The sequence below is a fragment of the Lactobacillus sp. ESL0260 genome (assembly GCF_003692935.1).
Classification (GTDB): domain Bacteria; phylum Bacillota; class Bacilli; order Lactobacillales; family Lactobacillaceae; genus Lactobacillus; species Lactobacillus melliventris.
Window position 1 is genome coordinate 1 of sequence record NZ_REHO01000007.1, and the last position, 14687, is coordinate 14687.

Here is a 14687-nt window from a genome sequence, read left to right on the forward strand (position 1 = left end):
AAGCTCACAAGGAAAAAAGTACGGTGGCAAGAGCAAGAAGGAAACACCTGTAACCATGCCGAACACAGCAGTTAAGCTTCTTCACGCCGAGAGTAGTTGGTGGGAGACTGCCTGCGAGGGTAGGACGTTGCCGTGCATATGGAGGATTAGCTCAGCTGGGAGAGCATCTGCCTTACAAGCAGGAGGTCACAGGTTCGAGCCCTGTATCCTCCATTCCGAGTCGTTAGCTCAGTTGGTAGAGCATCTGACTTTTAATCAGAGGGTCGACGGTTCAAGCCCGTCACGACTCATGGCCCCATTTTGCGGGTGTGGCGGAATTGGCAGACGCGCTAGATTTAGGTTCTAGTGTTTTCGGACGTGTGGGTTCAAGTCCCACCACCCGTATTCGCCAATAATATATACCATATTTACATTTTGCCGATTTAGCTCAGTTGGTAGAGCATCTGTCTTGTAAACAGGGGGTCGTACGTTCAAATCGTATAATCGGCATTTCATATTTTGCGGAAGTAGTTCAGTGGTAGAACATCACCTTGCCATGGTGGGGGTCGCGGGTTCGAATCCCGTCTTCCGCTTTCATTACTTGCCGGGGTGGCGGAATTGGCAGACGCACGGGACTTAAAATCCCGCGGTTGGTTTCAACCGTACCGGTTCGACTCCGGTCCTCGGCATTTAGTGATGCGCCCTTAGCGCAACTGGATAGAGTGTCTGACTACGAATCAGAAGGTTGAAGGTTCAAATCCTTCAGGGCGCATAATCACGGGAAGTGGCTCAGTTTGGTAGAGCACCTGGTTTGGGACCAGGGGGTCGCAGGTTCGAATCCTGTCTTCCCGATTGTAATCTGATATATGGTTACATTTGTTGGCGGTGTAGCTCAGCTGGCTAGAGCGTCCGGTTCATACCCGGGAGGTCGAGGGTTCGATCCCCCCCGCCGCTATTTCCCAGAGCTTGGACCTTTAGCTCAGTTGGTTAGAGCAGACGGCTCATAACCGTCCTGTCGTAGGTTCGAGTCCTACAAGGTCCATAAAAGTATGGAGTTTGTTTGTACTTTTAATTTAAAATAATCGCGGGATGGAGCAGTCTGGTAGCTCGTCGGGCTCATAACCCGAAGGCCGGTGGTTCAAATCCACCTCCCGCAATATGGTCCATTGGAGCAGTGGTTTATCTCGTCTCCCTGTCACGGAGAAGATCATCAGTTCAAATCTGATATGGACCGTAGGATGGCTCGGTAGCTCAGTCGGTAGAGCAAAGGATTGAAGCTCCTTGTGTCGGCGGTTCGATTCCGTCCCGCGCCATTTATTATTAGTGCGGGTATGGTTTAGTGGTAAAACGAAAGCCTTCCAAGCTTTAGTCGCGAGTCCGATTCTCGTTACCCGCTTTTAGGGGCCTATAGCTCAGCTGGTTAGAGCGCACGCCTGATAAGCGTGAGGTCGATGGTTCAAGTCCATTTAGGCCCATTGTGGAGACTTACTCAAGTGGCTGAAGAGGCGCCCTTGCTAAGGGTGTAGATCGGGTTATTCTGGTGCGAGAGTTCGAATCTCTCAGTCTCCGCTATATAATAAAAAGGCCGTAGATTTTTCTAGCGGTCTTTTTGATTGGTAAATTTCAATTATTACTAAGATTTTATTGAGCAACAAGTTTTAATTTTTCTAGGCTTTGCAATAAAAAAGTTTTATGCTAAAATTGTTCAACTTTTTGCACAAAACTCTTGCAAGATGAATCATAATCCTGTATTATTAATAACGTTGTGATTCAAGAACTTAAAGGATTTACAGAAGCAACAAAATAAAAAAATAGTTGACTTTTAGTAATAAGTTCGGTATTATAATTAAGCGTCTTATGACGTAAGAACGATAAATATGACCCGTTGGTCAAGTGGTTAAGACATCGCCCTTTCACGGCGGTAACATGGGTTCAAATCCCGTACGGGTCATTACCATTCTTTGGTATATTTACAATTGGAGGATTACCCAAGTGGCTTAAGGGGACGGTTTTGAAAACCGTTAGACGGTCTTGCCGTGCGTGGGTTCAAATCCCACATCCTCCTTTATTATAATCGCGGGATGGAGCAGTCTGGTAGCTCGTCGGGCTCATAACCCGAAGGCCGGTGGTTCAAATCCACCTCCCGCAATATGGTCCATTGGAGCAGTGGTTTATCTCGTCTCCCTGTCACGGAGAAGATCATCAGTTCAAATCTGATATGGACCGTAGGATGGCTCGGTAGCTCAGTCGGTAGAGCAAAGGATTGAAGCTCCTTGTGTCGGCGGTTCGATTCCGTCCCGCGCCATCAGTCTGGAGGAGTAGCGAAGTGGCTAAACGCGGCGGTCTGTAAAACCGCTCTCTCTGAGTTCGGCGGTTCGAATCCACCCTCCTCCATAATAGGGATATCGTATAAAGGTAGTACATCGGTCTCCAAAACCGCTAGTGTGGGTTCAATTCCTACTATCCCTGTTAACCTTCATGGCGGAATTGGTGAAGGGGTTAACACACCGGTTTGTGGATCCGGCATACATGGGTTCGAATCCCATATTCCGCCCTAGCATTGGGATATAGCCAAGCGGTAAGGCACTAGACTTTGACTCTATTATGCGCTGGTTCGAATCCAGCTATCCCAATCTATTGTTAATAAAATTCGATGGCGGTGTAGCCAAGTGGTAAGGCAGAGGTCTGCAAAACCTTAATCGTCGGTTCAAATCCGATCCCCGCCTTTATCGGTTCGCTCATTGAACTGTTAATTTTAAATTATTGATATGGCGGTGTGGCGGAATTGGCAGACGCGCCAGACTCAAAATCTGGTGTCCGTTTAGGACGTATCGGTTCGACCCCGATCACCGCTATTGTTGGAGCAGCTCTCATAAGAGAGCTGCTTTTATTTTAGTAAATATATATTATATAAAAATTGCACAAGCTTTGTGTAATCTTTATAATACCTTTTATGGAGGTATTTCAGATGAATATAGGTATCTTTACCGATTCATATTTTCCGCAATTAAGTGGTGTAGCCACATCAATCAAAACTTTAAAAGATGCTCTTGAAAAACAAGGTCATAATGTATTTATCTTTACTACTACTGATCCTCATATAAAAAAGGGAACAGTTGAAGCTAATGTCTTTCGCTTTAGTAGTGTTCCCTTTATTTCATTTACTGACCGCCGTGTCGCATTCAGGGGCTTTTTTGAAGCTACAAAGGTCGCACGGGAAGTTAAACTTGATATTGTTCATACTCAAACTGAGTTTGCCTTGGGTATGATAGGCAAATATGTTGCCCACCAATTGAAAATTCCGGCAATTCATACTTATCACACTATGTATGAAGATTACTTACATTATGTTTTAAATGGGCACCTGCTAAGGCCTTATCACGTTAAACAATTTACTAACGTTTACTTAAAAAATATGGATGGCGTTATTGCCCCTAGTAAGCGCGTAGAGGCCCTTTTGAAGCGCTATAAGGTAAACATACCTATGAGAGTAATTCCAACAGGAGTGGACGTAAATAGCCTAAATAAGGCAGCTAATAATGATATGCGCCAAGAATTAGGCATACCTGCTGATGCTCCGGTTTTATTGACCTTAAGTAGAGTTGCTGAGGAAAAAAAGATTGACCGTATTTTGAATGCTATGCCGGAGATTATTGATGAATTTCCTGAAACTCGTTTAGTAATTGCCGGCGACGGCCCTGATATGGAAGTTTTGCAGGAGCAGGTTGAACGATTAACATTAGAAGATAATGTAATATTTACAGGTGATGTACCTCATGATGATGTAGGTTCGTACTATAAAATGGCAGACTTGTTTGTTTCAGCCAGTGATACTGAAACACAGGGTTTAACTTACATTGAAGCTTTAGCTTCCGGCACAAAATGCGTCGTTTATGATACGGATTATACAGAACATGTTTTTGATGATGATGAACTTGGCAAAGTTTTTAATGGTCCTGGTGAAATGCTAAGCGAAATATTGTTTTATTTAAGACAAGGGCGCAAGCCAATTCCGCCTGCAAAATTAGCTGCTAAAATGGATCAAATATCGGCTAAAAAATTTGCCAGTGCAGTTTACCAATTCTATCAGGATGTCATTTTAGATTATCAAAAGGATCACAAAGAGGAGTCAAATGATTAGAATTAATATGTTTTCACAGGCTGCATCTGTAAAAGGGCAGGGAGTTGGTTCAGCGTACATAGAATTAATTCACTTACTTAGAACGCACCTAGTCGATAAGTTTTATGTTACAAATAACAAATATGGTGCAAGCGATCTGACTCATTATCATACTGTGAACCCCACTTATTTTGCCAACAGTTTCTCACCGGCTCGCGGACGCAAAATTGGCTATGTGCATTTTTTGCCTGAGACCCTTGAAGGCTCGGTAAAGTTGCCACCGTTAGCAAAAAAAGTTTTTTACAAATATGTGATTGATTTTTATAAACGAATGGATGAAATAGTCGTTGTCAATCCTATTTTTATAGATAAGTTAGTTAAATATGGTATTAAACGCGAAAACGTTAAATATATTCCTAACTTTGTAGCTAAAGACGAATTTTATCCTGAAAGACAAGAAAGAAAGAACGCATTTCGCCATCAGTTGAATATATCTCTTGATAAATTTGTCGTTTTTGGTGATGGCCAAGTACAGGAACGCAAAGGGGTTGATGACTTTGCCAAACTGGCTGTGGCCAACCCAGAGATGCAGTTTATATGGGCTGGTGGTTTTTCTTTTGGGAAAATAACAGACGGCTACGACCATTTTAAAAAATTAGTAGATAATCCACCCCAAAATCTCAAATTTACTGGAATAATTGATCGGCAAAAACTCGTTGATTATCTCAATATAGCGGATTTATTTGTTTTGCCATCTTATGACGAATTGTTTCCTATGTCTGTACTTGAAGCTTTTAGTTGTGGAACGCCAGTCTTATTACGTGACCTTGACTTATATCAGGCAATAATTAGTGGCTATTACATGAAGGGGCACAATTTTACGGAAATGAATAATCAGTTGCAGGTAGCAGCCCAAGATCCAGCCATTTTAAATCAATATAGCAAGTTATCTGCTGAGGCTAGTGACAAATATTCAGAGGACAATCTGGCACGGATCTGGGATGATTTTTACCACGAGCAATATGAAATCGGCCGGAAATTAGGACAAATTCGCTAATGAATAAAAAGCACTTGTGGGGTGTTGCCGTCGTTCTTTTAATCAGTGGTATTGTTTTATACGTTGATTTAAGATCGACTCCCATTGCCCAGTTAGAACAGGCAACTCGTAATATTAATGTTATTGCTTTAATTTTGGTGTTCGGCTTAATGCTTCTTTCCTATGTCTTTGAGGCCAGTATTTTAGCCGTTTTAAGTGAACGTAAAAATGAACCCCAGCGCTCGAAATGGTCTTTTTTCAGAATCCCTTTAATTCAGGCTCTTTTTAATGCGATTACTCCGATGTCAACCGGAGGCCAACCTTCGCAATTAGCTGCGATGGTGCAAATGGGTATTGAAGGGGGGCGCGCAACTTCTCTGCTACTTATGAAGTTCATTATCTATCAAATTGTAGTGTTTTTGGCTTATGTCACGACAATTATTACCGGCTTTCACATGGTCGCAACTAAGTTTGCCGGTTTAGCCATTTTCATTGCCATTGGCTTTTTGATTCATGTAGGTTCGATCATCTTTTTGCTTGCAATTTTGTTTGCCTATAACTGGACTAAAAACGCTGCTAACTGGATTATGAACTTGCTGGCTAAATTTATTAAGCAAGATCGAGTTAGTGTTTGGCGCCAAAACACGCTTGAAAAGATTGATACTTTTTATGATGAGAGCCAAAAATTAAAAAAGGAAAAAAAGAAGTTAATTGTATGTGGCATACTGACCGTTTTACAATTATTATGTTTTTATTCCATCCCTTACATGACTTTAGTTACGTTAAACGTACCAGCCGATTGGGCGAGCGTAACGCAAATGAATATTATGATTATTATGTTTATGGCGATAATACCAATTCCGGGAGCATCTGGGGGAGCTGAATACAGTTTTCAAACTTTATTTTCTACCTTTATTTCGGCTAATGGTACCTTAATTGTAGGGATGTTTTTGTGGCGGTTTGTGACCTATTTCTTTGGCATGATCTTGGGAATTTTTGGCTGGATTTTCAAGCCTAAAAAAGTAGTGAGCCCGTCAAATAATTAATTTTTATTAAAATCCATACTTATAATTGCAGTTAAGGGTAAGATATAAGCTTAGTGAGAGGAGAATAAGATGACACGGATCAAGTCTTTTCTACAATGGCTGACACAAACCAAACTAGGCTTTTTTACTATTGTTTTAGTGACCTTTTGGTTAAAGACTTACGTTATTTATCTGACAAAATTTAATCTCGGTGCTGAAGGAGCAATGCAGAATTTTCTGTTGTTTTTAAATCCTTTACCAGCGGGTTTGCTATTATTAGGCATTAGTCTTTTCTTTAAAGGCAGAAAATCATATTGGATTCTGATTGCAACTGATTTGGTACTCAGTTTATGGTTATTTGCCAACATCCTTTATTATCGTGAATTTTCTAATTTTTTGTCGTTATCAATTATTAAAACTTCCGGTTCAACCGCGGATAATTTAGGTAAAAGTATTGTAGGGATTACCCGAGCAACTGATTTTTTAACTTTTATTGATATTGCTTTTGTCATTATTTTGATGGTTAGCAAGATAGTTAAGTACGATTTACGCCCATTAAAGCTTAAATTTAATCTTTTGCTTGAAGGTATCGCAGTTCTGCTGATAGGGATCAATTTGATGATGGCCCAAAAAGACCGTCCAGGGCTATTGACGAGAACTTTTGACAACAGTTACATTGTTAAATATTTGGGTATGAATGAATATGCCGTTTATGATGCTTTTAAGACTGCACAAACAAGTGAACAAATGGCTAAGGCAAATGTTTCTGATTTGCAAGCAGTCAAAAAGTACTTAAAGCTTAATTATGTAAAACCCAATAGTGCATATACCGGAGTAGCCAAGGGCAAAAACGTGATGGTTATTCACCTTGAGAGCTTCCAGCAATTTTTAATAGGGTACAAATGGAAAGGCAAAGAGGTCACCCCTAATTTAAATAAACTCTATCACGCCAAGAATACGCTTAGCTTCTCCAATTTTTACAATCAAGTTGGACAAGGAAAAACGTCGGATGCTGAAATGATGCTGGAAAATTCTCTTTTTGGTTTACAGTCTGGGTCAGCAATGTCCAGTTATGGTACTTCAAATACGTTTGAGAGCGCTCCTGCAATTTTAAGTCAACAGGGTGGATATACTACGGCGGTTATGCACGGCGGCGCCGGTTCTTTTTGGAATCGTAATAATGCTTATAAACAATTTGGTTATGAGTACTTCATGCCGCTTTCTTATTATCAGAATAAGCCCAAATATTACATCGGCTATGGTTTAAAAGATAAGATTTTCTTCTCCCAGTCTATTAAATATATCGAACGTTTGCCACAACCCTTTTATCTTAAATTAATAACGGTTACCAATCATTATCCTTATGATTTAGATAAGAAAAATCAGTCAATTGCTAAGACTGAAACTGGTGATGAAACGGTTGATGGTTACGTTCAAACTGCCCATTATCTCGACCAGGCGATTGGTCAGTTAATGCGGTGGCTGCAAAAAACAGGTTTAGCTAAAAACACTTTGTTAGTCTTTTATGGTGATCACTATGGTATTTCCGGTAATCACCACAAGGCTAGCGCAGAGCTACTTAACCAAGATGAATTTACTAATTTCGATAATCTGAAGTTCCAACGGGTTCCCTTAATGTTTCATATGAAGGGCCTAAAGGGAGGCATCAAAAAAACCTATGGTGGTGAAATTGATGTACTACCTACACTGCTTAATTTGCTTGGAATTAAGAACCAGAAAACGATCCAGTTTGGTCATGACTTGTTAAGTAAAAATGCACCACAGATAGTTGCACAACGTAACGGTGACTTCATCACACCGTTATATGCCAAAGTTGGTAGTACCTATTATGATACTAAGACAGGTGCAGAAATAATTAAGCCAGATAAAAAATTAAAGACTGAATTGGTAGCAATATCAAACAAAGTAACAACGCAGCTTTCATTATCTGACCGTGTTATCGCCGGCAATCTGTTACGCTTTTACCATCCTAAATGGTTTAAAAAGGTCAAACCGCAAGATTACGACTATAATGAACAAAAGGCTCTAAAAAAACTATATTCAAAAAATAAGACTTCTCTGTGGTATAAAAACCACCAGAAAACAACACAAAATAAATTTAAAACTGATGCTCCAGAGCTCGAAAAATAAAACTCGAAATTAAATCTATTTTGTGCTAAAATTTACCAGTAACGTATCTGTATATTGGAGGCAGCGCATTGTACAATTTATTTATGACGCTACTAATTATTGTTTCAATCTTAATCATTATTGCGACAATGATGCAGCCGCAAAAGCAGCAAGATGCATTGAATGCACTCTCTGGCGGTGCAGTTTTTAGTGGTCAAACGAAGAAACGTGGTTTTGAAGCATTTATGGAAAAAGTAACCTCTGTATTACTGGTTCTCTTTTTCGCTTTTGCTATTGTATTAGCTTATTTGTCTTCAAAATAACTAATGGTTCCTCCCGATCAAGTGATGGGAGGACTTTTTTTATCTTTTTAATAATGAAATGGAGTTAAAAGTGCATGGCACAAAACGAGAGCATTTTAGCTAATGTTTTAGAGATTTTTCGTCGTAATCCTAAAAAACAGTATCAAGTAGAACAAATTGACCGTATGTTACGCCGAGACAGACTTGGCAGTTTTTCTGATATGGTCAAAGCACTATCTTATTTAGAGCAAAAAAAGAAAATAATTACTGATGGTATGGGTCACTACCAATTAGCACAGGAAAATACTGAAGTCGAAGGTATTTTTAAAGCAAATAGCAAAGGCTTTGGCTTCGTCAAACTTGATGATGAAGATGCTGATGATATTTTTATTGCCCGCGACTATACTGAATATGCTGTTGACGGAGACAGTGTGAAGGTTAAAATTACTGCAGGTGGCAATCCCTGGAATGGTAAAGGCCCTGAAGGTCAAGTGGAGCAAATTCTTGAGCGGGGGACCAAGACACTTGTGGGTGAATTTTATCCAATGACCGATGCCCAAGTGAAAATTAGTCATTTTATTGGTTATGTTTTAAGTTCAAATAAAAAGCTGGCTAATTATCGGGTTTATATCAGCCAAGACGGTTTACAGCCGCAAAAGCAGGACATTGTTAAAGTAGCTATTGCTAGTTATCCTGACAAGAACAATCCTGATTCAATGACTGGTGTAGTTACCAATGTTATTGGTAACAAAAATTTGCCGGGCGTTGACATTATGGCAATCGTTTCAGAGCATGACGTTAGAACTGAATGGTCCGATGATGCCCTTGCTCAATCTAACGCCATTCCGGATCACGTAACTGAAGCTGAAATGGCAAACCGTGAGGATATTAGGGACCAGCCTGCTGTTACAATTGATGGTGATGATTCTAAAGACTTTGATGATGCAGTCGTGTTATGGAAATTGCCTAACGGTAACTATCATTTAGGTGTTCATATCGCTGATGTTGCTCACTATGTGACAGAAAATTCTCCTTTGGATAAGGAAGCTTTTACCAGAGGCAACAGTACTTATTTAGTTGATCGCGTTATTCCAATGTTGCCTTTTAGGCTTTCAAATGGCATATGCTCCCTCAACGAAGGTCAAGATCGTTTAGTATTATCCTGTGAAATGGAAATTTCCCCGGAAGGACAGAGGGTTAATTATCGTATTCATCCTTCGGTAATGAGATCACATGGCCGGATGACATATAACAATGTTAATAAAGTTTTAGATCCTGATAATCATGAAGAGCTTGAAGAAAAATATGTTAAGCTTGCTCCTATGCTGCAGGATATGGCTGAACTGCACAATATTTTATACCAGCAGAGGCATCAACGTGGTGCAATTGACTTTGAAGAACCTGAAGCAAAGATTATTGTGGATGATCAGGGTAAACCAACGGATATTGTGTTACACGATCGCGGAATAGCTGAAAAGATGATTGAATCCTTCATGCTGCTGGCTAATGAAACTGTTGCGGAAGATTTTTATCGTAAGCATGTCCCATTTTTATACCGCGTGCATGAAACTCCTGATGGTGAGCGGATTAAGAGCTTCTTTGAGTTTTGCAGTGCATTTGGCTTACATATTACAGCTGATCCAAACCATGTTAAACCAATTGATTTACAAAAAGTAGTTGCTAAAACTACTGGTACTCCCGAAGAAGCCGTAGTACAAATGATGATGCTGCGCAGCTTGAAGCAGGCACATTATTCAGAAGAACCTTTAGGACACTTTGGTTTGGCAGCTAAGTTTTATACCCACTTTACTTCGCCAATCAGAAGGTATTCGGATCTGATGGTTCACAGGATGATTCATGCTTACTGTGAAAAAGGGACTGACAAGAAAACGCAGGATCATTTTGCCAGCTATTTGCCAGATGTGGCCGATCAAACTTCAACTCAGGAACGAGTTTCCGTTGATACTGAAAGAGAAGTTAATGATCTAAAGATGACCGAATTTATGGCTGATAAAGTGGGTGATCACTTTGATGCTGTAGTGTCATCTGTTACCAGTTTTGGTATGTTTATTCAACTTCCAAACACTGTAGAGGGACTTATTCATATTTCCAATTTAACAGATGATTTTTACAATTATAATGAAAAAAGCATGACATTAACTGGTCGTGGGACTCATAAACAGTTCCACGTAGGGATGCCGCTTAAGGTCACTCTGACAAATGCTAATGTTGAACAGCATCAACTTGACTTTGAAATTTATGATCCCAATGCCCCTAAAAAGCCTCATAATAATCGCGGCGTTAAAACTGAAAGGCGGGGCAATCGGGGTTTTCGCAATGATCACGCCCATAAAGGACATTACCGTAACAATTTTCAAAAAAATGGCAATCATCCACATTTAAGTAGATATAAACATTAGGTTGAAAAATTGAAAAAAGAAAAAAATGAGAATTTAATTGCTCAGAATAAAAAAGCACATCATGACTATTTTATTAAGGACACATATGAAGCCGGTATTGCTTTGACAGGTACAGAAATTAAATCCGTGCGAGCAAGACGTATTAACTTGCGCGATGGTTATGTACAAGTTATAAATGGTTCGGCTTTTCTTGAGAATGTCCACATTAGTGAATATAAACAAGGTAATCGTTATAACCATGAACCTCTTCGTTCAAGAAGATTACTTTTGCATAAAAAGCAGCTTCAACGACTTGCTAAAGACCAATCTACGCGGGGGATTGCAATTATCCCTTTGAAGGTTTATCTTAAACATGGTTTTGCCAAAGTTCTTATTGGTGTTGGCCAAGGAAAGAAAAAATATGATAAGCGCGAGAGCATTAAGAAGCGCGATCAAGAGCGTGAATTACGCAGGCAATATAAAATTTAAGGACGGTTTAATTAGTTTTCTAGTTGAACTGTTTTTTAATTATGCATTTGTTTTAAAATTAGCAACTTATCAACACTTTGCTTATTCATTTATATATAATTAAGTAATACTTATATAGTGTAAAAGCAGCACGAAAAATTTTATGTTTTAAACAAAAGTTGTCCTTAGAACAATTTTACTAGAAATATTTTGTTAATCTTACTGAATACTTTTGCAATATTGTGTATAATTTATTAATATAATTAATGTTTATATGATTGAATTTATTAGATAGTAATACTTTAATTTATAGCTTTATATAAAGTGTAAACAAGTGAGTATCGCAAAAAACGAGTGTTTTTGATTAGTTCTACCTGTTTTTAAAATTTTAGAGAGATTTTGTTTAATAAGTAGAGTGTTTGATAATGCTATTTGTATGTAAGGATTTGAGTCGTAATGGAATTTGATAAAGTTTATAACCATGAACGAGTTACTCGCAAGTTTACTAATAGAAAAGTTAACGAAAAGTTACTTGCTAATATTATTGAAAGGGCACAATTATCCCCGTCACTGCTTAACTCGCAACCTTGGAAGGTATATATGTTAACTGGTGATGCACTTGCTGGTTTAAAAAAAGAGGTCAAAGCTCAAATAAAGAACAATATTGAGCCTCATGAAGATTTTGTCAAAATGCTGTCACTTAATTGGGATTCATATCCCAGTCAAAATATGGCTGCAGTTGGAGCTTCACAACCATATTTTTTCAATAATAAAATGGACTTATTTACAGAATCAAATAACAACATGTTTAATGCTCAAGATGTGGCATTTCTTACGATTCCTAGAAATTCCCCCATTTGGTCAGTTTATGATCTAGGGATTTTTTCTCAAAGCATCATGTTGCTGGCACTTAATGCCGGATTAGCAATTATGCCGGCGCACTCAATGGTGTCTTATCCCGATTTAGTGCGTAAATATGGCAAAATTCCAGAAGATGAGCTTATTGGTATGGCAATTGGGTTAGGATATCAAGATAATGCAGCTGAGGTTAATGATCCCAAATTTTATCCTGATCGTCTGCCATTCAAAAAAATATATAAATTAGTTAAATAGACAAGTACTTCAATTTAAATAAAGCGCTATTAATGATAGAATGTTTAATAGGAAATTTTCACGGTTATACTGATAAGGATGATATAGATTTTGAGTACAGCCCAAATAGTTACTAATTTAATAGCAACTTTAGTTATTTTTGTTTTTGCATCATTCTTTGTTGCTGCAGAATTTGCTTTGGTTCAAACCAGGCCCAGCCAGCTTGAAGATATGTTGTCTAATAAAATTGGCAACCAGCGCAAAGTAAAGCGCGCTTTGCACATGACTCATAATTTAAATGAATACCTTTCAACGACACAGGTTGGAACTACTTTAGTTGGTGTAGTTTTGGGCTGGTTTTCAGCGGATACTTTGGCTGCAATATTTGAAAGAGCATTTAATTTATTAGAACTTAATCATGCGGTAATTCGTTCACTAAGTGCGATTTTAGGTGTAATTTTGTTAACTTACTTAGAAGTTGTAGTAACAGAAATTGTACCTAAGAATATTGCGATTGACATGCCAGTAAAAATCTTGCTTAAAATTGTGACCCCTTTGCAACTTTTCCATACCTTGGTTTATCCTTTTGTGTGGCTGCTTAATGCCAGTTCAAATGGGTTACTTAAAATGTTGGGTTTTGAGCCGGCTGATGAAGAAAATCAGGTTTACTCGCAGTCAGAAATCATTAAACTATCGCGGAAAGCCGTTCATGGTGGCTCGCTTGATAAAAATGATCTGACATATATGAAGCGTGCTTTTGAGCTGAATGATAAAATAGCCAAAGATATTATGACGGATAGAACGCGGTTAGTGGTTATTAATTCGACTGATTCTATCAGGCAAGCCCTTAAATTGTACTTGGATGAAGGTTCAAGTAGAATTCCGGTTGTTCGCGACAATAACAAAGATGATATTGTTGGTTACATCTATGCCTTTGATGTTATCCAACAGAGCCAGATTGACGACAAGGTGCCAGTTACACGTATTATTAGAACAATGATTACAGTACCTGAATCCATGCCAATCCAAGATATTTTGCAGTTAATGATTAAAAAGCACACGCCAATCGTTTTGGTGGTGGATGAATATGGCGGTACCAGTGGAATAGTTACTGATAAGGATATCTATGAGGAACTATTCGGTACGGTTAAAGATGAAATAGATGACGTTTCTGATGATTATATAATTAGAGATGAGCAAGGTAATATTCATGTATCGGGCAAAACGACCCTATATGATTTTGCCAGATATTTTAAGACTGACTTAAAAAGTTTCCAGGATAGTGATATTATCACCATCGGTGGCTATATGATGGAACACTATCCGGACTTAAAAAAGGGCGAGAAAGTTAAATTAGAGGGTTTTGAATTTAAGCTCGATGATATCGAACAGGGTTTCATGCGCTGGTTTATCGTTAAAAATATTAACGAAAAAGCAAAAGAGTCTCAAGAAGAATAAAGGCATTTAAAAAGAGTTGTCCTCAAGACAACTCTTTTATTTATTATTAACCAGTTTAATAATTTCGGGTTTTAGTACACCAATGTAACGCAGGTTACGGTAATAATTCATGAAATCAAGTCCGTAGCCTACTACAAACTCATTACCAACCTTTGAACCATAATATTCAACATCAACATCAACGTTACGATTTGCTTCCTTGTTAAGTAAAACGCAACATTTAACGCTTTTTGCCCCACGTTTTTCAAGCAACTTTTTCATAAAATCTAAAGTTAAACCAGTGTCAACAATGTCTTCAACGATTAAAACATCACGATCTTTCACATCAGATGCTAAATCAGAAACTAGCTTAACTTTCCCGGAAGACTCCATTTCATTACCGTAGCTTGAGACATCGAGAAAATCAATTTCAGCTTTGACGTCCATTTCTCTAACCAAATCAGTTAAAAAGAAAACAGCACCCTTAAGAGCTCCCACAATTAATGGCTTTTTACCAGCATAATCATTGGTAAGCTGCTTTCCTAACTTAACACACATTTGGTGAATGTCCTCTTCACTAAACAATTTATGATCAATAATACTATTAATATTGTCGTTTTTTGGCATTTATCTACCCTTCATTGTAAAACAATTTAAATTCCTAATATTTCGATTATATCATTTTTTTGCTAAAAAAAC

Annotated in this window: 10 protein-coding genes, 27 tRNA genes and 1 rRNA gene; 37 read left to right on the plus strand and 1 reads right to left on the minus strand. The window is 38.5% G+C overall.

Features of this window, described 5'->3' with window-relative positions:
- Window positions 1–19 precede the first annotated feature (19 nt).
- The 37 genes from rrf (at window position 20) to F5ESL0260_RS02710 (ending at window position 14009) form a co-directional block, all read left to right on the plus strand.
- Window positions 20–136: ribosomal RNA gene (gene rrf / locus F5ESL0260_RS02530) — 5S ribosomal RNA — on the plus strand.
- A 4-nt stretch (window positions 137–140) separates the two neighbouring features.
- Window positions 141–213, plus strand: a tRNA-Val gene (locus F5ESL0260_RS02535).
- 4 nt (window positions 214–217) lie between these two features.
- Window positions 218–290 (plus strand) — tRNA-Lys (locus tag F5ESL0260_RS02540).
- Between the two features lie 12 nt (window positions 291–302).
- Window positions 303–384 (plus strand) — tRNA-Leu (locus tag F5ESL0260_RS02545).
- Between the two features lie 32 nt (window positions 385–416).
- Window positions 417–489: transfer RNA gene (locus F5ESL0260_RS02550), tRNA-Thr, on the plus strand.
- A gap of 11 nt (window positions 490–500) precedes the next feature.
- A tRNA-Gly gene (locus tag F5ESL0260_RS02555) sits at window positions 501–572 on the plus strand.
- 10 nt (window positions 573–582) lie between these two features.
- Window positions 583–668: transfer RNA gene (locus tag F5ESL0260_RS02560), tRNA-Leu, on the plus strand.
- Window positions 669–677: 9 nt separating this feature from the next.
- Window positions 678–751: transfer RNA gene (locus F5ESL0260_RS02565), tRNA-Arg, on the plus strand.
- Window positions 752–757: 6 nt separating this feature from the next.
- Window positions 758–831, plus strand: a tRNA-Pro gene (locus tag F5ESL0260_RS02570).
- 29 nt (window positions 832–860) lie between these two features.
- A tRNA-Met gene (locus F5ESL0260_RS02575) sits at window positions 861–934 on the plus strand.
- Window positions 935–947: 13 nt separating this feature from the next.
- Window positions 948–1021 (plus strand) — tRNA-Ile (locus F5ESL0260_RS02580).
- A 41-nt stretch (window positions 1022–1062) separates the two neighbouring features.
- Window positions 1063–1136 (plus strand) — tRNA-Met (locus F5ESL0260_RS02585).
- Between the two features lie 3 nt (window positions 1137–1139).
- A tRNA-Asp gene (locus tag F5ESL0260_RS02590) sits at window positions 1140–1213 on the plus strand.
- 6 nt (window positions 1214–1219) lie between these two features.
- Window positions 1220–1292 (plus strand) — tRNA-Phe (locus F5ESL0260_RS02595).
- A gap of 12 nt (window positions 1293–1304) precedes the next feature.
- Window positions 1305–1375, plus strand: a tRNA-Gly gene (locus tag F5ESL0260_RS02600).
- A 5-nt stretch (window positions 1376–1380) separates the two neighbouring features.
- Window positions 1381–1454, plus strand: a tRNA-Ile gene (locus F5ESL0260_RS02605).
- A gap of 4 nt (window positions 1455–1458) precedes the next feature.
- Window positions 1459–1548: transfer RNA gene (locus F5ESL0260_RS02610), tRNA-Ser, on the plus strand.
- Window positions 1549–1858: 310 nt separating this feature from the next.
- Window positions 1859–1930, plus strand: a tRNA-Glu gene (locus tag F5ESL0260_RS02615).
- 27 nt (window positions 1931–1957) lie between these two features.
- Window positions 1958–2044 (plus strand) — tRNA-Ser (locus F5ESL0260_RS02620).
- A gap of 10 nt (window positions 2045–2054) precedes the next feature.
- Window positions 2055–2128, plus strand: a tRNA-Met gene (locus F5ESL0260_RS02625).
- A gap of 3 nt (window positions 2129–2131) precedes the next feature.
- Window positions 2132–2205: transfer RNA gene (locus tag F5ESL0260_RS02630), tRNA-Asp, on the plus strand.
- 6 nt (window positions 2206–2211) lie between these two features.
- A tRNA-Phe gene (locus F5ESL0260_RS02635) sits at window positions 2212–2284 on the plus strand.
- 7 nt (window positions 2285–2291) lie between these two features.
- Window positions 2292–2373, plus strand: a tRNA-Tyr gene (locus F5ESL0260_RS02640).
- Between the two features lie 4 nt (window positions 2374–2377).
- Window positions 2378–2448: transfer RNA gene (locus F5ESL0260_RS02645), tRNA-Trp, on the plus strand.
- Window positions 2449–2460: 12 nt separating this feature from the next.
- Window positions 2461–2533: transfer RNA gene (locus tag F5ESL0260_RS02650), tRNA-His, on the plus strand.
- Window positions 2534–2540: 7 nt separating this feature from the next.
- Window positions 2541–2612: transfer RNA gene (locus F5ESL0260_RS02655), tRNA-Gln, on the plus strand.
- 22 nt (window positions 2613–2634) lie between these two features.
- Window positions 2635–2705: transfer RNA gene (locus F5ESL0260_RS02660), tRNA-Cys, on the plus strand.
- Between the two features lie 44 nt (window positions 2706–2749).
- Window positions 2750–2834: transfer RNA gene (locus F5ESL0260_RS02665), tRNA-Leu, on the plus strand.
- Between the two features lie 113 nt (window positions 2835–2947).
- Window positions 2948–4120: a glycosyltransferase family 4 protein gene (locus F5ESL0260_RS02670; RefSeq protein WP_110445751.1), complete on the plus strand. Its 1173-nt coding sequence runs from the start codon at window positions 2948–2950 to the stop codon at window positions 4118–4120.
- Window positions 4113–5156 carry a glycosyltransferase family 4 protein gene (locus F5ESL0260_RS02675; RefSeq protein ID WP_122025759.1) on the plus strand — a complete coding sequence of 348 codons (1044 nt, stop codon included), beginning with the start codon at window positions 4113–4115 and terminating at the stop codon, window positions 5154–5156. The genes F5ESL0260_RS02670 and F5ESL0260_RS02675 overlap by 8 nt, the downstream gene beginning before the upstream one ends.
- Window positions 5156–6181: a lysylphosphatidylglycerol synthase transmembrane domain-containing protein gene (locus F5ESL0260_RS02680; protein WP_046324477.1), complete on the plus strand. Its 1026-nt coding sequence runs from the start codon at window positions 5156–5158 to the stop codon at window positions 6179–6181. Before F5ESL0260_RS02675 ends, F5ESL0260_RS02680 begins: the two co-directional genes overlap by 1 nt.
- A 69-nt stretch (window positions 6182–6250) precedes the next feature.
- Window positions 6251–8311 (plus strand): LTA synthase family protein, encoded by a 2061-nt coding sequence (locus F5ESL0260_RS02685; protein WP_046324478.1) that lies wholly within the window; start codon window positions 6251–6253, stop codon window positions 8309–8311.
- Window positions 8312–8379: 68 nt separating this feature from the next.
- Window positions 8380–8613 (plus strand): preprotein translocase subunit SecG, encoded by a 234-nt coding sequence (gene secG / locus F5ESL0260_RS02690; RefSeq protein WP_046324479.1) that lies wholly within the window; start codon window positions 8380–8382, stop codon window positions 8611–8613.
- A gap of 74 nt (window positions 8614–8687) precedes the next feature.
- Window positions 8688–11012 (plus strand): ribonuclease R, encoded by a 2325-nt coding sequence (gene rnr, locus F5ESL0260_RS02695; RefSeq protein WP_122025760.1) that lies wholly within the window; start codon window positions 8688–8690, stop codon window positions 11010–11012.
- Between the two features lie 9 nt (window positions 11013–11021).
- On the plus strand, window positions 11022–11480 hold the full coding sequence (gene smpB, locus F5ESL0260_RS02700; protein WP_046324481.1) for an SsrA-binding protein SmpB: 459 nt from the start codon (window positions 11022–11024) through the stop codon (window positions 11478–11480).
- Between the two features lie 435 nt (window positions 11481–11915).
- Window positions 11916–12572: a nitroreductase gene (locus F5ESL0260_RS02705; RefSeq protein ID WP_122025761.1), complete on the plus strand. Its 657-nt coding sequence runs from the start codon at window positions 11916–11918 to the stop codon at window positions 12570–12572.
- Between the two features lie 90 nt (window positions 12573–12662).
- Window positions 12663–14009 carry a hemolysin family protein gene (locus tag F5ESL0260_RS02710; protein WP_046324483.1) on the plus strand — a complete coding sequence of 449 codons (1347 nt, stop codon included), beginning with the start codon at window positions 12663–12665 and terminating at the stop codon, window positions 14007–14009.
- Between the two features lie 36 nt (window positions 14010–14045).
- Here the strand turns inward: F5ESL0260_RS02710 and hpt are convergent, their stop codons facing one another.
- On the minus strand, window positions 14046–14615 hold the full coding sequence (gene hpt, locus F5ESL0260_RS02715) for a hypoxanthine phosphoribosyltransferase (protein ID WP_046324484.1): 570 nt from the start codon (window positions 14613–14615) through the stop codon (window positions 14046–14048).
- Between the last annotated feature and the right edge of the window lie 72 nt (window positions 14616–14687).

Bases quoted from the DNA above. Each gene is read 5' to 3' on its own strand.
- rnr (WP_122025760.1), top strand. From the start codon at position 8,688: ATGGCACAAAACGAGAGCATTTTAGCTAATGTTTTAGAGATTTTTCGT.
- F5ESL0260_RS02680 (WP_046324477.1), top strand. From the start codon at position 5,156: ATGAATAAAAAGCACTTGTGGGGTGTTGCCGTCGTTCTTTTAATCAGT.
- F5ESL0260_RS02675 (WP_122025759.1), top strand. From the start codon at position 4,113: ATGATTAGAATTAATATGTTTTCACAGGCTGCATCTGTAAAAGGGCAG.
- F5ESL0260_RS02685 (WP_046324478.1), top strand. From the start codon at position 6,251: ATGACACGGATCAAGTCTTTTCTACAATGGCTGACACAAACCAAACTA.
- F5ESL0260_RS02705 (WP_122025761.1), top strand. From the start codon at position 11,916: ATGGAATTTGATAAAGTTTATAACCATGAACGAGTTACTCGCAAGTTT.
- F5ESL0260_RS02670 (WP_110445751.1), top strand. From the start codon at position 2,948: ATGAATATAGGTATCTTTACCGATTCATATTTTCCGCAATTAAGTGGT.
- hpt (WP_046324484.1), bottom strand. From the start codon at position 14,615: ATGCCAAAAAACGACAATATTAATAGTATTATTGATCATAAATTGTTT.